This window comes from Pseudoalteromonas sp. H105 (assembly GCF_001469215.1).
Lineage (GTDB): Bacteria > Pseudomonadota > Gammaproteobacteria > Enterobacterales > Alteromonadaceae > Pseudoalteromonas.
Window position 1 is genome coordinate 35,944 of sequence record NZ_LOFH01000005.1, and the last position, 20,518, is coordinate 56,461.

The following is a 20,518-nucleotide window of genomic DNA, read 5'->3' on the forward strand; positions in this document are numbered from 1 at the left end:
GAGGCTTTTCAGCCTCTTTTTTGACTCATGTTTATAAAATTTCGCTCACTTGCTGTTTTACCTCATCGCCCCACACACCGACTTGCACTTGACCAATATGCTTCTTTTGTAATAGCAACATAGCTAAACGCGACTGCCCTATTCCACCACCAATCGTCTGTGGAAATTCATTAGCTAACAATTGTTTATGCCAATCAAACTCTAATCTTGCTTGATCTGCGGTAATGGCAAGTTGTTTTACTAGCGCCGTCGCATCGACACGAATACCCATGGATGAAATTTCAAATGCATCTTCAAGTACAGGGTTCCACACAATAATATCACCATTGAGTCCACTGTATTGCTCACAGGTTGCACTAGACCAATCATCGTAGTCTGGTGCGCGCACATCATGTATTTTCGCATCCCCTAACGGCCCACCAATGCCGATTAAAAAGACGGCGCCATATTCTTGCGATATCGCTTTTTCTCGCTGTTTTGCTGTGAAATCAGGATACATTTGACGCAGCTGCTCAGAATGAACAAAGGTAATGTCTGCAGGTAAAAAACCACGGATACCAAATTCATCTTCAACAAATTGCTCTGTGGCTTTTAGGCCTTGATACAATACTTTTACGGTGTGTTTTAATTTATCTAAGGAGCGTTCAGAGCTGGCACAAATCACTTTCTCCCAATCCCATTGATCAACATATACAGAATGGATTGGACTCAAAGACTCTTCGTCAGGGCGCAATGCTTTCATATGAGTATATAAGCCCTCCCCTACGCTAAATTCATATTGCGCTAATGTTTTGCGCTTCCACTTAGCTAATGAATGTACAACCTCAAATTGACTGCTTGGTAGCGTTTTAACATTAACGCTAACCGCATTTTCAGTACCACTTAAGTTGTCCTGAATACCATCACCTACTTTAGCCAAAATTGGCGCCTGCACTTCAACTAACCCAAGCAGCTCTTCCAGTTGCTGTGAAAAAAACTGCTTAACTTTACTTATTTGCTGCTGTTGCTGCACATAGTGTGAACTCATAATAATTGGCCTCATTCCCAGTTATTGTTTTTTAGTTGTTTTACCCTGCGGGAAAACTCAATAAAACAATCCTCAATCATTTAGCAACTAAATTCAATAACCGATAACAAAAAGACCTTTTATATATAAATACAATCAATTTAATGGTATAAAAAATAAAAATACGATAATTAAAGCAGCTTATTTATATGGAAAATTATCAAATCGATAATCTCGATAAACAGATACTCTACGCATTAATGGATAATGCGCGTGCCGCCTATGCAGAATTGGCCAAACGTTTTGCAGTAAGCGCAGGCACAATTCATGTCCGCGTTGAAAAAATGAAGTTGGCAGGTATTATCACGGGAACTCAAGTCACTATCGATGCAAAGCAGCTAGGCTATGACGTATGTTGCTTTATAGGAATTAATTTAAATAATGCACGTGATTACCCGCAAACCCTGTTACTTTTAAAAGAGCTTGAAGAAGTAGTTGAAGCTTATTACACCACAGGTAACTACAGTATTTTTATTAAAGTGATGACTCGCTCAATCGACCACCTACAGGATGTGTTAATTAATAAAATCCAAGCAATTGAAGCAATTCAATCGACTGAAACGCTTATATCACTACAAAACCCGATTAGCCGCAGCGTAATGCCTTGAGGAACTAATTGGCGTATAATCACGCTACTTTAAAGCTAATAGAAAAGGTAAATGATGGAAAACACACGCTTTCACCGCGTTAAAAATGTATTGGATCGTCGCCAAACAGATTTAACCGTGTGTTTAGAGGATGTGCACAAGCACCATAATTTATCAGCAATTGTGCGTAGCGCTGATGCCGTGGGCTGCCATCATGTTCATGCCGTATGGCCTGAGAACCAAAAATGGCTGACCAACAATACCTCTGGGGGCAGTAAGAATTGGATTGAAACGCACCTTCACAAAAATATTGATGGCGCTGTAGATACAATGCTTCACCATAACCCTGACGTACAAATCCTCGCAACAAACTTATGTCCAGATGCTGTGGATTACCGTGAGATTGATTACACGAAACCCACTGCTATCATTGTGGGCCAAGAAAAAACGGGGATTTCACCTAAGGCACTCGCCTATGCAGATAAAAATATTATTATTCCAATGCAGGGCATGGCGCAATCACTGAACGTATCTGTAGCGGCAGCATTGATTCTATTTGAAGCACAACACCAGCGCCTAAAGGCCGGATTATATGATCGTGATATGCTAGATGAACGCATAAAACACGCCATGCTATTTGAAGGCTGCCACCCTATAATTGCGCAAAAATGCAAAGAAAAAGCACTGCCATACCCTGCACTTGATGAGAATGGAGAAATTGTGGCTGATGAGATTTTTTGGCATACACTAAAACACACTTGATGCCTTGCCTATTCGCACGTAAACTCAAAAACAATCTAAAAATTAAAGTGTTGAGCCTATTTTGTCAAAGCCCGATTTAAATCGATTTCCGATAACCGAACTAAAAGGTGTTGGGCCAAAATTGGCTGAACGCCTAAAAAAATTAGGCATTTTCACTGTACAAGATATGCTCTTTCACTTGCCTCTTCGCTATGAAGATCGCACGCGAATATATGCAATAAATGAATTACAAGCTCACAGCCATGTGAGTATTGAAGCCACGATAGAGACTAGCCAAATCACATTTGGCAAACGTCGTATGCTAGTGTGCCAGGTTAACGATGGGACTGGCAGACTTACACTCAGGTTTTTTAACTTTAGCGCCGCACAAAAAAATGCCATGGATGCAGGGAAAATCATTAGATGTTTTGGTGAGGTGCGCCGTGGCCGTGTTGGCTTTGAAATGACCCACCCAGAATATAGCATCAGCGACTCACCCGCAGAGCAAACTAGCGCCAGCACACTGACACCCGTTTATTCTACAACAGAAGGGTTAAAACAACTTTCAATTAGAGCATTAAGCGATCAAGCCATTGCACTTTTAGACAAATATCACGTTGAAGAACTGCTACCAGATAAATTTCAACATGCTGGGATGGGACTAACAGGAGCACTGCATATACTGCACCGACCTAGTAATGACGCCGATATCAGCGCGTTAGAGCTCGGCTCACACCCTGCGCAACAAAGGCTTATTTTTGAAGAGCTGATTGCACAAAACCTGAGTTTATTAAAATTACGCCAGCAAGGTCAGCAAGTTAAAGCCGTCGGATTAACTCCCTCGAATACGCTAGAGCAAGATTTTCTTTCGCAACTCCCATTTACACCTACGAATGCTCAAAGCCGAGTAGTGAGCGAAATTAAGCATGACTTACAGCACCCTTATCCAATGATGCGTTTAGTACAGGGTGATGTAGGCTCCGGTAAAACCTTAGTTGCCGCATTAAGTGCCCTAACAGCGATAGCACAAGGCTATCAGGTTGCACTAATGGCGCCAACCGAGATATTATCTGAGCAGCATGGCATTACATTTTCACAGTGGTTTTCTGCTCTAGGAATAAAAACAGCATGGCTTGGTGGGAAAACCAAAGGCAAAGAGCGAACAACCACACTTGAGCAAATAGCATCAGGTGAAGCACAAATGATTGTAGGCACACACGCTTTATTTCAAGAGCAAGTCGTCTTCAACAACCTCGTCCTTATTATTATCGATGAACAGCACCGTTTTGGCGTTCATCAACGATTATCGCTAAGAGAAAAAGGTCGCTTTGGCGATTGCTATCCACATCAGTTGGTCATGACTGCCACCCCAATACCTCGAACCTTAGCAATGACGGCCTATGCCGATTTAGAAACTTCAATTATTGATGAGTTACCCCCTGGCAGGACTCCAATAACAACTGTAGCTTTGCCCGATCTCAGGCGTGAAGAAATTATCCAAAGGGTTAAAACTGCCTGCACAGAGCAAGGAAGGCAGGTCTATTGGGTATGCACTTTAATAGATGAATCTGAGGTGCTTCAGTGTCAAGCGGCTGAAGACTCAGCCTTACAGCTTACCCAGGCACTCCCAGAGCTCACGGTGGGCCTTGTTCATGGCAGAATGAAGCCAGCTGAAAAACAAGCCATCATGAGCGACTTTAAAGCCGGTAATATTCATGTGTTAGTTGCAACGACTGTCATAGAGGTTGGTGTCGATGTACCTAATGCCAGTTTAATTATTATTGAAAACCCAGAGCGTCTTGGGCTTGCTCAGTTACATCAATTACGCGGACGTGTTGGCCGTGGAGCCACCGCTTCCCACTGCGTATTGCTTTACCATGCACCACTTTCAGCAACCGCGCAAAAACGCTTAGCAGTACTGCGTGATAGTAATGATGGATTTGTTATTGCTGAGCGAGACTTAGAAATAAGAGGGCCTGGTGAAGTGCTCGGTACCAAGCAAACAGGGTTAGCCGAATTTAAAATTGCCGATTTAAGTCGTGATAAGTATATCTTGAACCAAGTAAGGCCAATTGCCTCAGAATTGCTTAGAACACACCCTAAATTAGCTGATAAGTTAATTAACCGCTGGTTGGCAGGGAAATCAGATTACGCACTAGCTTAACAACACCTTCAAGCATAAAAAACCCAGCAATTCGGCTGGGCTTATTATCAACTATTAAAAGTGACGATAGTTTAGAATTTGTATTCGATACCAACACCCATGTAATCTTGGTCTACTAAGCTATCCATATCGAAGTTAGAGTAGAAACCAAATACTTTCGTGTTTTTAGTAAGTTTGTGGTCAACACCTGCTGAAATAGCTGTTTTAGTGTCACCTTGATCAAAGTCGATAACTTGGTATTGTACTTTGAAGGTATTGCTGTTTAGCTTGTAAGCCGCATTGACCAAGTAGCCATCTGCTTCACTGCTGCCATCTACCTTTTCCTGTGTTTGGTACATTGCGCCTAGTTTAAAGTCGCCTAATTTACCTTGCACAGTAGCACGAACAACATCGTAGCCTTTCACTTCGCTGTCTGCGGCAACTGATGCATAAATATCGCTTTTCTTAAGGCCTACATCGCCGTAGGTTAAGGCTACTGAGTAACCATTATCACCATCGGTTGAATCTTCAGCGATATAAGAGGCAAGCACTTTAAATCCATTGAGGTCATTTGACGCGTAAGAGATGCTATCGCCAACACGGTTTTCGCCTTTAAATAAATTTTTAAGGTCAGCTTCTAGGTCGTTAAATAAATCGATTTTGCCCTGAGACTGCTTCGTGGCAGTGTCATTTCGGCCAATAACCACTTGACCAAAACCACCTTTGATACCCACATACTGGTTGCGAGAAGTAATGTTGTCTTTATCACCTTTTGAATCGGCATCAGATACATCTACGCCAAACTCAAATTTATAAACAGCTTCAAGGCCGTCTGTTAAGCTTTCAGATCCTTTAAAGCCAAAACGAGAGCTATTACTTTTAATTTCAGTAAATGAACCTTCACCATCATCTGATGATTGTACAGTAACGTTCGCTTTACCATAAACGTCGACATCTGCTGATGCAGAAAAAGATAAAGCACCCAATACTGTTAGCAACAGACTAGATTTTACAAATTTCATATTAACAACCTCATAATCGCAACAAACTAATTTTCAAAACAGCTGCAGTTTGCCCGCATTTAATGACAGAATTATTACAGCGGAAATATTTCTGCCTTATTTGTTTAATAAAAAAGAACAATTAGCGACACGTAACTGTCATAGTTACTCGTTAAGCTACTGACCTAGCTTTGGCCCTAACTCAATTAGCAAATTCACTAGCTTTTCAAGTAATTGTTTTTGTTCATTATCTTTATGGTAAGCAACAAAAATATCCCTTGAAGTATGTTCAACATCAGGCACTTCAAATAATTCACCCGCTTCGATGTAGTTTTTTACCAATACATCAGGTATAAACGCACTTCCGCCACATTGCAAAATTAAATCTAATGCAATTCTTCCTGTGCTTGTTCTAAAGAAAGGTGGTGTACGGCCATTAAACTGGCGAGCATGCCACAGTGAAAATGTAGTTCCCCAGTCAACATAAACATATTTATTATCAAAGAAATTTTCATTTTGAGCAGTCTCATAGGCACTCACAGGAATGATTGGCAGCTCACAAATACGCTCGACCACCAGCTCATCCACCTTGGGAGGATCAAACAAAATAGCTAAGTCCAATGTCCGCTCTAACAAAAGTCGAGTGCTTTCTTGTTGTGCTTTAACTTCAGCGATTAAGGAAACGCCTGGCATGGCTGAAACAATATTTGTGATACCAAATTGTAAAAACGCATCCCATATATTAGGCGTGCCTGCTAAGCTAACTTGCTTATGCATATTATCAGCCAACGCCACATCTACTTTTGCACGTTGCATACCTGTAATAATCATTTGCGCGTGAGGTAACAGTCGCTCACCAGGAGCTGTAAGCTGAATATTATTACGTTGGCGAATAAATAAATTTACACCCAACCCCTGCTCAAGTTGACGTATTCGAAAGCTTACTGCAGACTGTGTTATATATAAGTTTTCAGCAGCTTTACCAAAGTGCCTTGTTCGTACCACTTCTACAAACGTTTTTAATAAATCGATATCCAATTATTTATCCTCACGATAAAAATTTCTTGCTTAAAAAATCACACAACTTGTTCCATACTCCTGCATGAAATTAAGGCATGAGGAAACAGCCATGAGCAATGATATTTCAGTACTTCGTCAAGCATTCGTAAACCAACGTCAGTTCTATGATGATAAAAATTTCCCACGCGGGTTCAGCCGCAGTGGTAACTTCACACTGCTTGAAGCAAGCATCCTTGAGCAACATGGTGTTATTCTTAATGGGTTATACAACAAAACCCTCGCACCGCAAAATGAAATTCAAGAACAATTTTTAATGGTCATCAATGGAGAATCTGCACTAAGCAATTCAATTGAAAGAGCATGGTTAAAATACTTAAAGTTAACAACCTGTAAAACCAAGTTCCATACGTTATTTGGACGCTCAAAAATGGCAGCCCCTGTACCGCAAAGCAAGCTATTTCATTTTGAATCTGACGGGGCTTAAACCCTGTCAGTTTATTGAATAATATCGTAATGTAATTTGCTTTTTTGTGTTTTACCAGTTACAACTTGTACTAGAAGCTGTTATTGCTTAAGTAAATTAGTATCAGGGTGATACGTGACACGAAAAATTCTAATCATTGAAGACACGCCGACTATTGCAATGGTACAAAAACACATTGCGATAAAAGCCGGTTATGATGTTGATATTGCGGGCTCACTTGCGCAAGCAAAAAAATGCATTGAAAATAACAAGTACTTTTGCGCTGTAGTAGATTTTATATTACCAGATGCTCAAAATGGCGAAGCCGTACCATGCACTGTTGGTGCAGAAATCCCCACAATTGTAATGACGGGCAGTTTAGATTCTGCGACCCGGGATACCGTTGAAAAGTACCCTATCATTGACTACATCACAAAAGAAAATAAACAAGCCTATCAATACTTATCTAAGCAACTTTTAAGATTACCAAGAAACGAGAGTATAAAAGTACTCGTTGTTGATGACTCTTCATCCACAAGAAGACACATCTCTAACCTTCTCATACGACACAAGTACCAAGTATTACAGGCTGACAGCGGTCACCAAGCTCTGAAAGTGCTTTCCCAAACGCCTGATATAGATGTAATCATTACAGACAATGAAATGCCAAATATGAATGGTGACGAATTATGCAGTGAAATTCGAAGGCTCTACAGTAATGATGAAAAAGCGATTATTGGTATTTCAGGTTCTGATGCAGAACACTTATCAGCTCGTTTTTTGAAAAGCGGAGCGAATGACTATTTACGTAAACCATTTAATAACGAAGAGTTTTATTGTCGCTTAAGTCAAAACGTCGATATGCTTGAAAATATAGCCACTATTAGGCTGCAAGCAAACTCTGACTATCTGACTAAACTACCTAACCGGCGTTACTTTTTTGAAGAAGCTAACAAGTCGTTAAAGCATCTGCAAAAGCAAACTGAAAATTCATCATTGGCAATGATAGACATTGACCATTTTAAATCAATTAATGATACCTATGGCCATGATGCTGGAGATGAAGTATTAAAAGGCTTATCAGTCTTTTTTGCTAAACACTTTAAGAAACAGTTAGTGGCACGTTTAGGGGGCGAGGAGTTTGCAGTTTACTTTGCCGACACACCGGAATCCGAAGCCATACCGCTACTTGAAAAGTTTCGGCAGTTCATTGAGATAAACAGCCCAAAATTCAGTGCTGAAAAGATTAAGTTCACCATTTCTATTGGCTATGCCCGTGGGCCTGTCTATAAAATAGATGAACTATTAAAACAGGCCGATATAAACCTTTATAAGGCAAAAGAGTCTGGGCGTAATAAGGTGATTGCTTAAACAGCCTTTGCCGGCGCAAGTGTACTTTCTCGCTTGCGCTTTTGTGATTGACGATATGAATCCCAACTAAAAATAGCTAGCGCACTCCAAATACAAGCAAACGTCACCATACGCTCATTACTAAACACTTCACCGTACAACATAACCGCTAGAATAAACATTAAGCTTGGGCCTATGTATTGGAAAAACCCCAAAGTCGAGTACTGTAACCGCTTTGCGGCACCAGTAAAACACAATAAAGGTAGCGTAGTAACTACACCTGCACTGACCAATAATAGATTGGTATGCCACTCATTCAGCATTAAATCAGAGCTGGGGGTAGGCGCCATTAACCACCAATATACAAGAGCAATCGGGAGTAAAATTACAGCCTCCAACAGTAATCCTGGTAAAGACTCAATAGGCAGTTTTTTTCGTAACAAGCCGTATATAGCAAACGAGCCAGCAAGTGAAAATGCGACCACTGGAAAGGAGCCAAAGCTCACAAGCTGAATAACCACACCACTAAACGCAAGTACGACAGCAACACCTTGCCATTTACGTAGTTTCTCCCCTAAAAACAGCATTCCAAGCAACACATTGAGTAATGGATTAATATAGTAACCCAAGCTAGCATCAAGCATATGGTCATTATTGACAGCCCATATAAACAACCCCCAGTTAAACCCGAGCAAAGTCGCTGTAAGCCCTAACATAAGTAGTAGTTTGGGTTGTACAATAACCTGTTTTATTTTATGCCACTGCTGCATGATCGAGACTATGAACACAATAAATAGTACAGACCATACAACGCGATGCATTAATATTTCAAATGCCGAAATATGCTGTAATAATTTAAAGTAAATGGGTGCCAAACCCCACATAAAAAAGGCCATACAGGCTAAAATAACGCCCTTACGTTGTTCTGGATTTGTTGGCATGAGTCTATTCTAAGCATGGAAAAGGCCGCTAGTTTACTCCTCAAGTGCTGTTTTATCCAACTAAATAAGTCCCTGTGCCAAAGGCAATTTGTACACCCAGTTCATTATGAAGTTCCATCCGACATACACAGACTTTATTTCCTGAGCGAATCAACTTAGCACTGGCGGTAAACTCAGCGCCTTTACCTGGGCGTAAATAGTCGGTTCTTAAATCAATTGTGCCCAGTGTTGATAGCTGTTTTTGAATACTGACTACATCAATCGTTTCAAGCTTATCAATGATAGAAGCCGCAGCAAGCATACCACCGACATTATCAAGTACTGCGGAGATAACTCCACCATGCAGAATTTTTTGCGAAGGATTACCAATAAATACATCCTGCCAAGGAAAGGTTATCTGTGCTTGCTCTGCATTAAGTGATTTAACACTAATTTGTAAAAATTGATTAAACGGCATTTGCTCAACAAAAACGTGGGCAACTTGATTGGTTAGCATGGTTTTATTCATTGTTGTTTTTCACTATTGCAAACTGGTAAGATGAGTAAAGCACAACTAAAAAGAAAGTGCGATAAAAAGCTCCTATGCAAGGTCGCATAAAAGCTCTAAAATAACCGCGATGAATACACTAGCCCCTACTTCAAGCGCCGTAGTGCGCACTCCCGCAGCCATACTAAAGCAAGTATTTGGTTATAGCGAATTCCGAGACGGCCAAGAAGCCGTGATTAATGCTGCACTTGATGGCAAGGACTCGCTTGTACTGCTTCCAACTGGCGGAGGTAAGTCAGTGTGTTACCAAGTTCCCGCGCTGGCTTTAACTGGCCTTACCGTTGTCATTTCACCACTGATCTCCCTCATGCAAGATCAGGTAGCTCAATTGCAAGCCCTTGGTGTAAAAGCTGCGTATATTAACAACAGCCTAAATCGTGATGAACAACAACAAATTTACCAACAATTACACAGTGGTTTAATAAAGCTGCTCTACGTTGCACCAGAAAAAGTACTCCAGAGAGAATTCTTAGATCGACTGTCACATCTTAATATTAGTTTATTTGCTGTTGATGAAGCTCACTGTGTATCCCATTGGGGCCATGATTTTAGACCACATTATTGCCGTTTAAGTGAGCTTAAGCAGCACTTTGCGCATGTACCAATGATGGCTTTAACTGCAACAGCAGATAAAGCAACTCGCTTTGACATAGTACAACAACTAGGACTACAAAAGCCTTATATACACACGGGCAGTTTTGATAGACCGAATATACGTTACACCATTGAAGAAAAATTCAAGCCGCTTACGCAACTGCTTCGCTACTTAAAAGAACAACAAAATCAAAGTGGTATTATCTATTGCACCAGCCGCAAACGTGTTGACGATGTCGCTGAAAAGCTCGCTGATGCGGGTTTAAATGCTGCCGCTTATCATGCAGGCATGAGCAATGAACAACGTCAGTTTGTACAAACAGGCTTTGCCCGCGATGATATTCAAATTGTTGTTGCTACTGTCGCGTTTGGAATGGGAATAAATAAACCCAATGTACGCTTTGTTTTGCATTACGATATCCCCAAAAGCGTTGAAGCATACTATCAAGAAACAGGCAGAGCGGGACGTGACGGACTTGCAGCAGAAGCAATCATGTATTTTGACCCAGCAGATATAGGCCGGGTTAGGCGTTTTTTTGAAGATATTGAAGATGAACAGCGTCGTCGCGTTGAAGAACAACGTTTTAATGCAATGGCCAGTTTTGCCGAAGCGCAAACGTGTCGTAGGCAAATACTGCTTAACTACTTTAGTGAATATCAACGTGAGCCCTGCGGTAACTGTGATATCTGCTTAAACCCACCAAAAAGCTTCGATGGCACTTTAGTTGCCCAGCAAGCTCTTTCATGTGTTTATCGTGCTGAGCAACGCTTTGGCTTAGGTTACATAGTGGAACTTCTGCGTGGTGCAAATACCAGCCGAATAAGGGATAACAACCACCACCAATTAAGCACTTACGGCATTGGAAAAGATCACAGCAGTGAATTTTGGCTCAGTATACTGCGCCAGCTGATTCACCAGGGGTTACTAAGCCAAGATATAACGCAAGGCTCAACGTTACGCTTAACCGAAGGTGCACGTGCTGTATTGAAAAGTGAATACAGCTTGCAAATGGCTGAACCTCGATTACAAGCTAAACACGTATACCAAGACAAGCTAGCGCAATTTAATTACGACAAAAAACTATTTGCGAAGCTGCGCGCTCTGCGTAAACAGCTTGCTGACGATGATGATGTACCACCGTATGTCGTATTTAATGATAAAACGCTGGCAGAAATGGCGCAGCTTATGCCGACCAACGACAGTGAGTTTTTAAAAGTGTCAGGGGTTGGGTTTACGAAACTCAATAAATACGGCAGCCCTTTCTTAACAACTATACGTAATTACTTAGCCACACCATAAATGACGGTAACACCATGATAAACTTTCAATTCGATAATAAGCATAGCGCCATTATCATTTCACCAACAGAAATGCCAAACGATGAAGACTTTGAATTGTGGGCCAACTTGTTTTTGCACTTTCCCCTGATCACCATCACAGCGTTTGAAGCAGGTGCCGATCGCCATCAATTACGCTTTAATTATGAACAACACAATTTTAATTTAAATTTTGAGCACTATACTAATAGTATCTGGATAAATGGAGAAGGCACAGAGGCCGAACACTTACTGGCAGCATTAACACATTACTTTATAACCCAAATGAAACAATGAACTAGACATAAGCCAGTACTTAGTGTTTAGTAGATATACACAAACCATCTAAAGATACGAGTTGCAGTTGGAATGAAACGCGATTTAGACAAGGCATTGATTGCAAGTAATAGTGGTTCTATTGTTAAAATCAATAACGCAGCATAAACCGCTCTAAACCAATCCCTTGTAAGTTTTACAGGCACTTCCTCTCATTGTTGTTACTTCTTAAAAGTGACTGCCATTTTTATTAAGTAACGCCTTGATATTAAGTCCTGTGAAACGCTGAATCCTGCATCTTGAGGTGGCTTGGATACAACACTAAATAAGGGATTTAAATGGGCGCAAATAGTTATTACACAACAATATTACTTAGCTACTTTAGTATCGGCTTATACAGCCCACTTACTAATGCAGCCTTATTTGATAATGACAGTTGTAGTAATCAACGCACTATTTCCCCTTCAGAACAAAACCTAAGGCGCCAACTTGATGGGGCGGAGCTTTTACCCGAAAAAACAACCGATGCTACAGTAGCCAAAATCACTCTCAATCAACTCAATGTCTTTAATACTGAATTAGAAGAAGAAAATAACGCTATTTTTAGATTCGCAAACCGCGTACATATGACCACTGAACCTGACGTCATCACTAGCCTATTACTTTTTCAACCTGGCGATGAATATGAACCTCGAAAGTTATCTGAGTCAGAGCGCTTACTCCGTAAACAAAACTATTTATACGACGCTAATATAAACGCAGAACTTAATTGTGATGGCAACATTGATGTGCAAGTAACCACGCGAGATTTATGGACTTTGTTACCTGAGATAAGCTTTAGTCGCAGCGGTGGTGAAAATAAGTCCAGTATCGGCTTTCGTGAGTCAAACCTATTTGGTTGGGGCAAACGTTTATCGTTATCACGTACAAGTGATGCTAATCGTGATGGCTACCTATTTGTTTACGACGACCCAAACATACTCTCTACAAGATACCGTGGTCGTCTTGAATACTCTGATAATGACGATGGAAAGCGTCACCTAATGGAGCTCACTTATCCATTTTATTCTATCGAAACACCCTATAGCTATGGTTTAACCAGTTATTCAGACCAACGCATTGAGTCACTTTATAAACGAGGCGAAGTGTACAGTGAATTTGAGCAAAAAACGGATTACAACCAGCTTCATTTTGGTCATTCTAAACAGCTAGAAGATAGCTGGACGCAGCGATTAAGTGTGGGTTATATTTTTGAAGCTCACTCATTTAAACGTACCCTTGACACTCAAATACCATTAGCACAAAGCCGAGATCTTAGTTACCCCTATGTAAGTGGGCACTGGTTCGAAGACCAGTTTATTAAAGTACGCAACTTCGACAGTATTTACCGAACGGAAGATTTAAACTTGGGCTGGAATATAAAAGCGTTAATGGGCTATTCTAGCGAAAGTATAACTGGTGACGATAGCCGAACGGTCTATTCATTTAATGCTAAAAAGGCCCACTTTAGTAGTGATAATACATTATGGCGCTTTTATGCCAATCTCGATGGTAATTGGAACGAACAACAAAGTAAGTTTGAAAACCTGTTTGCTACCAGTCAAGTGCAATACTACCTCAATACTAGCCTTCAACAGTCATGGTACACCAAAATACGTTTGGATTTCGCGAAAAACCTAACCCCTGATAAACAGCTTAATTTGGGTGGCGAGAATGGTTTGCGAGGTTACCCCCTCAATTACCAACAAGGCGATCGCAGCTTTTTAATTAATTTAGAAAAGCGCTATTACTGGGAATATGATTTATTACAATTATTTAAAGTCGGTGGCGCCGCTTTTGTTGATATTGGCAGAGCGTGGTTCAACGATAAGCACAACGGTGCCAATGGCCAAGTATTAAAAAATGTCGGCGTTGGCCTGAGATTAGCACCGAGTCGTGCAAATGCTGGCACTGTTATCCATATAGACATAGCAGCACCGCTAGATAAGCGTGATGACGTTGACTCAGTGCAATGGCTAGTGAGTGTGAAAAACGCCTTTTAAAGGGCGCTAAACACGTTACACTACGTTTATAAAAACTAAGCGTTGGAATCGGGTCTTGGAACTACTAGATATTCTTAATATGCAATACAGATGGGTGGTCACTTTAGTCGCCTTAGTATCTTTTCCTGTATTTTTAAAATTAACTAAAAAGTTACTCGAAAAAACAATCAAAGGTAAAGTAGATATTCACCGCAAATACCGTGCAGAACTTTTATTGAAAATTATTCTCGCGATTGTGATGTTCTGTTTAGTACTGGTTTTTTGGGGCATTGAGCTACGAGGCCTCTTAGTCCTCGGTTCGTCGTTGTTTGCAATGCTCGGTGTAGCCCTGTTCGCTGCGTGGTCGCTCTTAAGTAACCTCACTTCTTTCTTATTAATGTTCATCCAAAATGATTGCCGTGTTGGTTATTGGGTTCGCGTTATTGATGGCGCTAATTTTGTTGAAGGACGCATCGTTGAAATGGGTTTAATGAATGTAGTACTTGAGCATATCGATGGTCACCGCATTATTTATCCAAACAATTTATTTGTTACGCGCCCAGTGATGGTATTAAAAAATGAGCCAAAACCATCAAAGGGAGTTGCAAACAAGCGAGTTCTGGGTCCGAAAAAGTCCTAAATTAAAAAAGGCGCTTGTAAGTTGCCCTACAAACGCCTTTTTATAGCCAATGAATAATTAACTAATTATTTAATTATTTAATTCAGCTGTTTTAAGCTCATCTTCTAGATCATTAATACCATCAATAAAAGTTTCTAATTGCTGCTCTACTAGACTATTTGCATGAGCAAAGTAAGCAATATGGAATACAGCGTCACCTTCATTTACAAGCGGCATTGTTTGCTGACCAATAATAATTCCGCTGCGCGGAGCTAATAACTCCAGCTCAGAATCACCTAGTGGGCTGCTGATGTATGCTAATATTTGCCCCTTAACCACCCGCTCACCTAACGATACTTGCGCACGAACGATGCCGTCGACTTCAGCACGCACCCAACTCGTTGAGCTGGCAATAATAGGCTCAGCTAATTTTTTAGCGCGCTTACCACGAATCATTTTTAAATGACGCATAACATAATCTACGCCTTGTACGCCTGCAGCAATCGCGATTGGATCAAAACGCAACGCTTCTCCTGCTTCATAAGTAATAACAGGGATTCCTAGATTAGCCGCCTCACTTCGTAGTGAACCATTGCGCAATGAAGCATCAATTACAGCAGGTGTACCAAATGCCTTGGCCATTTCAGCTGTTGCCCCATCACTCAAATCAGCCCTTATCTGTGGCAAGTTGGTGCGGTGTATTGCCCCTGTATGTAAATCAATAATATGCGTGCAATGAACAGCGACCTGTGAGAAAAACATGTGCGCCATTCTGCCAGCCAACGAGCCACGAATAGAACCCGGAAAGCTTCTATTCATATCTCGGCGATCGGGTAAATACCGTGACTTATGAATAAAGCCAAATACATTCACTATCGGCACAGCAATAAGTGTTCCGCGTAACTGGTTAACATCAATTTTAGAAAGTAGCTGGCGTACAACTTCCACCCCATTGAGTTCATCACCATGGATAGCCGCACACACCATCAGAACAGGGCCTTCTTGTACACCATTAACCACTTCAATAGGGATATTTAATGGGGAATGGGTATAAAGCTTCGCAGCTTCTAAAGCGAGTGTTTTGCGCTCACCTACACCGACCGTTTCACCTAGTAATGAAAAGGCGCGATTGATCTTAACCTTTGCCACGTGTTGCGGTTCCTTTGGTGATTGCGGCTTTTTCGATAAAATCGATTACCATACCTGCAATGTCTTTGCCTGTTGCAACTTCAATGCCCTCGAGGCCTGGCGATGAATTAACTTCCATCACAAGTGGGCCGCGCGATGAACGAAGTAAGTCAACACCCGCTACATTCAAGCCCATCGCTTTAGCAGCAGCAACTGCTGTTTTACGCTCCTCAGGTGTAATTCGCACCAAGGTTGCGCTACCACCACGGTGAAGGTTTGAACGGAATTCACCTTCCTGTGCTTGACGCTTCATCGCTGCAATCACTTTATCACCTAACACAAAACAACGAATATCCGCACCGCCTGCTTCTTTAATGTACTCTTGAACCATGATGTTCGCTTTTAAGCCCATAAACGCTTCAATTACACTTTCAGCGGCTTTACGCGTTTCAGCTAACACCACACCAATACCCTGAGTCCCTTCTAGCAACTTAATGACAACAGGTGCGCCACCGACCATTTCTAGTAGATCTTTCACGTCATCAGGCTTGCTTGCAAAGCCTGTAACAGGCATACCGACCCCTTTACGAGATAAAAGCTGCAATGAACGTAATTTGTCTCGTGAACGAGAAATTGCCACAGATTCATTAACTGGGAATACGTTCATCATTTCAAACTGACGCAAAACAGCACAGCCATAAAACGTAACAGATGCACCAATACGTGGCACAATCGCATCAAAGTCTTTTAGGTTCTCACCACGATAATGAATTTCAGGTTGCTCTGAGTTAATGTTCATGTAGCAGCGTAATGCATCAATCACTTTAACTTCATGACCTCGCTCTGTAGCGGCTTCAATTAAACGGCGTGTTGAATACAAATTTCTATTACGAGATAAAATACCAATTTTCATAGTTAAAACCTTAACTACCTAATAAATAAGATAAAGCCGGATCAACGACTATGCAATTTTCCATGGCGGTACGCCCTAATAACATTCTAAACTTCATACTTGAGCGACGTGTTAATGTCACTTCAATTGGCCAACTCTCGCTTCCTGCGTGGAGCATGGTCTCAATAAAATAACGTAACTGGCGCTCTCCACTAGAGCTGGTGACGTATTTCATTTTTTTTACTTTTGCCTCACACTCTATTTGAGTGTGTTCATTATCTTGTATCGGCTGAGCAATAAAGCGAACCCACTGCTGTTCGTCTCGCTCAAATTCTTCAATATTAATAGCATGTATGCATGACGTTCTGGCACCAGTATCCACCTTCGCTTTTATTTTATTTATACCAAGCTCAGGTAAGCTTACCCACTCACGCCAACCAACTGTAATTTTTGCCGTCATAAATGCGCCCTTTAATAAAAAAATGACTTATACGCGATTGCCAAATAAACACCAACGAAATAAATTACTCTTATCGATAAAAAACTTTAATTGACCTAACCTTCACTCTAGTCAACTATATTCATCATAAAACATTAATGGAAATCTTCTATGTTCGACGGCTTACTTCATGCGGTGCTTCTCGATGGAAAAGGCGGTGCACGCACACTAGACACTAGTAGTAATGTTAATGATTGGCAACCTGAACAAGGAAAACTTTGGTTGCATCTAGATTACTCTAAAGATCAAGCTGTTAACTGGTTAAAAAACAGTGAGCTTTTGACTGACTATGAATTAGAGTCTTTTATTGCCGATGAAACCCGACCACGCCTAAGCAAAGCGGCCAAAGGCTCGATGCTCTTTTTACGCGGGGTCAATCTCAACCCAGCACAAAGCCCTGAAGATATGGTGTCACTGCGTCTATTTATTAATGATGATATTGTGATTACGGCTCGAAGACGTCGCCTGTTATCAGTACAAAATGTACTGGACTCATTGATGCAAAACGATGGTCCATGCAATATTTCTGAATTAGTGTGTCATTTAACACAAAGTTTAACCTCTCGAATGCAAAGTGTGATTGATGAGCTCGACGATACTTTAGATATTTTTGAAGGTGAGATTGATGAGCCTACAAAGCGCTTTGATAACCAAGGCTTATCACAGCTGCGTAGGCAGACTATTGCTTTAAAGAGATATTTACGACCACAAAAGGAAGCATTAAGCTCGCTTGCCAACAACCGTTTTTCATGGTTAGAAGACACGGATAAAGCCAAGCTAAATGAAACTACTAACTTACTGGTAAGGTACCTGGAGGAGTTGGACAGCTCGATTGAGCGCGCCCAAATTATTCAGCAAACACTCACCAACCAAGTGTCTGAGCAGCTTAATCAGCGCATGTATGTAATGTCTGTTGTTGCGGCGCTATTCTTACCGCTAGGCTTTTTAACAGGCCTGCTGGGCGTTAATGTAGGAGGTATTCCGGGCACTGATAGCCCGTACGCGTTTAGTGCATTTGTGGTTTTTTTAATTATGCTCACTGGCGGTATAGGCGTTTATTTTAAAAATAAGAAATGGCTTTAATTTTATCAAGGCGTACTTGATGTTCGCCTTGCTTTTCGCAACGTATAAGCAAAAACTCCCCCTGCCCTTTGCAGTTTTCAAGGTTAATCGCTTTACCAATTAAAATTTCATCGTGAGTTGTCGTAATTGTGACCTTAGCTTGCTGCATACAAAAAAGCTCAAGCTGATCGTAACCACTACACTTAATAGGCTGATAAGCCATAACTAATCTCATAAGAGTAAAAATTGAGTGTAACAAAGAAAGTGAGATTTAACATATAAGAAAAGCAAATGGCGCTCTCGGCAGGAATCGAACCTGCAACTTAGCTTCCGGAGAGCCACGTGATATCCATTTCACCACGAGAGCACATTTGTTGCCGCCACACCAACTCGCGATATCGATGCTTTAGCACGGGCAATAATAAAGACATCTTGGGCTAAATGCTAGCATCTGTTGCTTATATGCTTATTAATTAGACTAATTATAATAATTTACTTCACATGCAGACAAAAAACAGCTATTAAATTATACTTAGTAAAAATTAATAACTATTTTGTAACATGTGCACGGTTAAAAACCGCTTTTCGAAATAGTTAACCACGAGGAAGTAGAGTTATGAGTTTAATGTCGACAGAACAAGTCGCCGAGTTTTTAGGGGTTAAAGTTGAGCGAGTTAAGCGCCTAGCCAGAGAAAGCCTATTAATAGCAAAGTCTGAAGATGCCAATGGGGAGCCGCAGTTTGACGCGGAAGAAGTAGCAAAATACAAAGAGTTAGCTGCTCGTTTTGGTGGTCTCTAACAAACGGTAAAGACGACACTTACAATTTGATTATCAAATTATCCAATTGCGCACGTAAAGTCGTTACTTTATCTTCAACATTGCGTGCGCTGTACCAACATATACACAACACTAAAAAAATCACTTCAAAGCATACCAACTTGTCCATAGAGTGTTGGAATGCAGCCCTATTTGAACGCTTGTTTTGATAAACAGTCAGTAAGTCTATTTTTTGTTTTTCATTTAATTTAAAGCTCACCGCTAATGCCGCCAAATCAAAATACACGTCATTGCTTTTAGCGTATTCAAAATCAATTAAATACATGCCAGTCTCATTCTCAATGATATTTTCTTTGACTAGATCATTGTGACAAAAACCAAGATCAACCTCAAAAGCATTTATCCTTGCCAACGCGTGCTCAATATTACTCAGGTAATGTTGATAAATAGGCGTGGCGAGATAATATTCAAGCTCGTGTTTAATATCCATTGGTTCAGTCAATACTGAGTACTGATGAAGATGAACAAGCTTACTAATTAGCTGTGGTTGCAATCCGCTTTGAGCCGTTGCACCCTCTATGTATTCGAATATAGCTATTCGTTGTGTTTGATCAGTCCATAATGGGCGGGAACAAATACTTAATTCTGCAAACTTCAATTGCGCAGTTAAACCAATGACAGGCCAGTGTTCCCGATAGACTTTTAATAAATATGCATGATGTGAAGTGCGAATAAGGAAATTATCGTTACTTAAACCGCTGTGTAAACGTTCACTATGAGTAATAACTAACTGAGGATTAAAAGCACTAAATAATGCGCTGATTTTATCAAAGTTCATTGCTACTCATTATAATTGTGCTAAAGGTTTTGCTTGCTCTTGCTCGTACTCTTCGTACCAGGTTTTAAATCCCCATGCAGCCATCACCGTATAAAATACAAATAACGCGAGCGTTGGGTAATAGCCTTTTTCATAATATAGATACATTGATGCGGCATCTATCACTATCCAATAAAGCCAATTTTCAAGTACCTTTTTAGCCACTAAATACGTAGTTACCACAGCAAAACAGGTTGTAAAGCTATCTAAGTAAGCAAAATCTGCATGGGTATAATTAGTCATTATGTAGCCTAATACAACGGCAACTAACGAAGTACCTATAATGATAGCTATATGCTGATTAATGCCCCATGAGGTAATGGCCAGCCCTTGTTTATTTGTGCCACCTTTACGCCATACCATCCAACCATAAACAGCCATGTACATATAATAAAAATGAAGAAATGACTCCATCAACAAAGCACCATTCCAATACATGATGGTATAAATTAGCGTGCTAAAGAATGCTGCCGGCCAGCACCATAAATTTTCTCTAATAGCCAACAACAAATAGGCCATAGACAAAGCGACTGCAATATATTCCCAATGTGACATTGCAGTAAACCCTGCAAGAGTTTGCGTAATAAAGTCCATTA

22 protein-coding genes and 1 tRNA gene are annotated in these 20,518 nt (G+C 40.8%); 11 read left to right on the forward strand and 12 right to left on the reverse strand.

Features of this window, described 5'->3' with window-relative positions:
* Positions 1–31: 31 nt before the first annotated feature.
* Positions 32–1,027, reverse strand: coding sequence for an aspartate--ammonia ligase (gene asnA / locus ATS75_RS09975; RefSeq protein WP_058560310.1), 996 nt, complete (start codon positions 1,025–1,027; stop codon positions 32–34).
* A gap of 188 nt (positions 1,028–1,215) precedes the next feature.
* On the opposite strand from asnA, the gene asnC reads away from it, so the two are divergent.
* The 3 genes from asnC to recG all read left to right on the forward strand — a co-directional run bounded on the left by asnC (position 1,216) and on the right by recG (position 4,558).
* Complete coding sequence (gene asnC, locus ATS75_RS09980; protein ID WP_058560311.1) at positions 1,216–1,674, forward strand: transcriptional regulator AsnC; 459 nt, start codon at positions 1,216–1,218, stop codon at positions 1,672–1,674.
* Between the two features lie 54 nt (positions 1,675–1,728).
* Positions 1,729–2,415, forward strand: coding sequence for a tRNA (guanosine(18)-2'-O)-methyltransferase TrmH (gene trmH / locus ATS75_RS09985; protein WP_058560312.1), 687 nt, complete (start codon positions 1,729–1,731; stop codon positions 2,413–2,415).
* A gap of 61 nt (positions 2,416–2,476) precedes the next feature.
* Positions 2,477–4,558: an ATP-dependent DNA helicase RecG gene (gene recG / locus ATS75_RS09990; RefSeq protein ID WP_058560313.1), complete on the forward strand. Its 2,082-nt coding sequence runs from the start codon at positions 2,477–2,479 to the stop codon at positions 4,556–4,558.
* Between the two features lie 71 nt (positions 4,559–4,629).
* On the opposite strand, the gene ATS75_RS09995 is transcribed toward recG, so the two are convergent.
* Together ATS75_RS09995 and ATS75_RS10000 are read right to left on the reverse strand one after the other, a co-directional pair.
* A complete protein-coding gene (locus tag ATS75_RS09995; RefSeq protein ID WP_058560314.1) occupies positions 4,630–5,559 on the reverse strand; it encodes a porin in 930 nt (309 codons plus the stop codon).
* Positions 5,560–5,715: 156 nt separating this feature from the next.
* Complete coding sequence (locus tag ATS75_RS10000) at positions 5,716–6,576, reverse strand: LysR family transcriptional regulator (protein WP_058560315.1); 861 nt, start codon at positions 6,574–6,576, stop codon at positions 5,716–5,718.
* A 91-nt stretch (positions 6,577–6,667) separates the two neighbouring features.
* Between ATS75_RS10000 and ATS75_RS10005 the strand changes: the two genes are divergently transcribed.
* Positions 6,668–7,042: a DUF413 domain-containing protein gene (locus ATS75_RS10005; RefSeq protein ID WP_058560316.1), complete on the forward strand. Its 375-nt coding sequence runs from the start codon at positions 6,668–6,670 to the stop codon at positions 7,040–7,042.
* A gap of 114 nt (positions 7,043–7,156) precedes the next feature.
* A complete protein-coding gene (locus tag ATS75_RS10010; RefSeq protein ID WP_058560317.1) occupies positions 7,157–8,392 on the forward strand; it encodes a response regulator in 1,236 nt (411 codons plus the stop codon).
* Here ATS75_RS10010 and rarD read toward each other — a convergent pair.
* Positions 8,389–9,312, reverse strand: coding sequence for an EamA family transporter RarD (gene rarD / locus ATS75_RS10015; protein ID WP_058560318.1), 924 nt, complete (start codon positions 9,310–9,312; stop codon positions 8,389–8,391). The two genes, ATS75_RS10010 and rarD, sit on opposite strands and share 4 nt — an antisense overlap.
* Before the next feature lie 52 nt (positions 9,313–9,364).
* The gene (locus ATS75_RS10020; RefSeq protein ID WP_152996212.1) at positions 9,365–9,820 is read right to left on the reverse strand and encodes a thioesterase family protein; all 456 of its coding nucleotides are present in this window, start codon (positions 9,818–9,820) and stop codon (positions 9,365–9,367) included.
* A gap of 109 nt (positions 9,821–9,929) precedes the next feature.
* Between ATS75_RS10020 and recQ the strand changes: the two genes are divergently transcribed.
* The 4 genes from recQ (at position 9,930) to ATS75_RS10040 (ending at position 14,707) form a co-directional block, all read left to right on the forward strand.
* On the forward strand, positions 9,930–11,753 hold the full coding sequence (recQ, locus tag ATS75_RS10025; RefSeq protein WP_058560319.1) for a DNA helicase RecQ: 1,824 nt from the start codon (positions 9,930–9,932) through the stop codon (positions 11,751–11,753).
* A gap of 14 nt (positions 11,754–11,767) precedes the next feature.
* Positions 11,768–12,067 carry a DUF3630 family protein gene (locus tag ATS75_RS10030; RefSeq protein WP_058560320.1) on the forward strand — a complete coding sequence of 100 codons (300 nt, stop codon included), beginning with the start codon at positions 11,768–11,770 and terminating at the stop codon, positions 12,065–12,067.
* 317 nt (positions 12,068–12,384) lie between these two features.
* Entirely contained in the window at positions 12,385–14,088 is a 1,704-nt protein-coding gene (locus tag ATS75_RS10035; protein WP_152996213.1) for a POTRA domain-containing protein, read from the forward strand.
* Positions 14,089–14,167: 79 nt separating this feature from the next.
* A complete protein-coding gene (locus ATS75_RS10040) occupies positions 14,168–14,707 on the forward strand; it encodes a mechanosensitive ion channel domain-containing protein (RefSeq protein WP_058560321.1) in 540 nt (179 codons plus the stop codon).
* 69 nt (positions 14,708–14,776) lie between these two features.
* Here the strand turns inward: ATS75_RS10040 and ATS75_RS10045 are convergent, their stop codons facing one another.
* The 3 genes from ATS75_RS10045 to ATS75_RS10055 are packed head-to-tail and all read right to left on the reverse strand — an operon-like array spanning position 14,777 to position 17,166.
* Positions 14,777–15,835 (reverse strand): succinylglutamate desuccinylase/aspartoacylase family protein, encoded by a 1,059-nt coding sequence (locus ATS75_RS10045; RefSeq protein ID WP_058560322.1) that lies wholly within the window; start codon positions 15,833–15,835, stop codon positions 14,777–14,779.
* Positions 15,822–16,727 carry a 30S ribosomal protein S6--L-glutamate ligase gene (gene rimK / locus ATS75_RS10050; RefSeq protein ID WP_058560323.1) on the reverse strand — a complete coding sequence of 302 codons (906 nt, stop codon included), beginning with the start codon at positions 16,725–16,727 and terminating at the stop codon, positions 15,822–15,824. Before rimK ends, ATS75_RS10045 begins: the two co-directional genes overlap by 14 nt.
* Positions 16,728–16,737: 10 nt before the next feature.
* Complete coding sequence (locus ATS75_RS10055; protein WP_058560324.1) at positions 16,738–17,166, reverse strand: ATP-dependent zinc protease; 429 nt, start codon at positions 17,164–17,166, stop codon at positions 16,738–16,740.
* 150 nt (positions 17,167–17,316) lie between these two features.
* Between ATS75_RS10055 and zntB the strand changes: the two genes are divergently transcribed.
* A complete protein-coding gene (gene zntB, locus ATS75_RS10060; RefSeq protein WP_058560325.1) occupies positions 17,317–18,288 on the forward strand; it encodes a zinc transporter ZntB in 972 nt (323 codons plus the stop codon).
* Here the strand turns inward: zntB and ATS75_RS10065 are convergent.
* Together ATS75_RS10065 and ATS75_RS10070 are read right to left on the reverse strand one after the other, a co-directional pair.
* Complete coding sequence (locus tag ATS75_RS10065; RefSeq protein ID WP_058560326.1) at positions 18,266–18,490, reverse strand: Rho-binding antiterminator; 225 nt, start codon at positions 18,488–18,490, stop codon at positions 18,266–18,268. The genes zntB and ATS75_RS10065 overlap by 23 nt on opposite strands.
* Positions 18,491–18,559: 69 nt before the next feature.
* Positions 18,560–18,634: transfer RNA gene (locus ATS75_RS10070), tRNA-Arg, on the reverse strand.
* A 249-nt stretch (positions 18,635–18,883) separates the two neighbouring features.
* Here ATS75_RS10070 and ATS75_RS10075 point away from each other — a divergent pair.
* Entirely contained in the window at positions 18,884–19,066 is a 183-nt protein-coding gene (locus ATS75_RS10075; protein WP_058560327.1) for a hypothetical protein, read from the forward strand.
* Positions 19,067–19,085: 19 nt separating this feature from the next.
* Here the strand turns inward: ATS75_RS10075 and ATS75_RS10080 are convergent, their stop codons facing one another.
* Positions 19,086–19,883, reverse strand: coding sequence for a phosphotransferase (locus ATS75_RS10080; protein WP_058560328.1), 798 nt, complete (start codon positions 19,881–19,883; stop codon positions 19,086–19,088).
* A gap of 9 nt (positions 19,884–19,892) precedes the next feature.
* Positions 19,893–20,516 carry a nicotinamide riboside transporter PnuC gene (gene pnuC, locus ATS75_RS10085; RefSeq protein ID WP_058560329.1) on the reverse strand — a complete coding sequence of 208 codons (624 nt, stop codon included), beginning with the start codon at positions 20,514–20,516 and terminating at the stop codon, positions 19,893–19,895.
* Between the last annotated feature and the right edge of the window lie 2 nt (positions 20,517–20,518).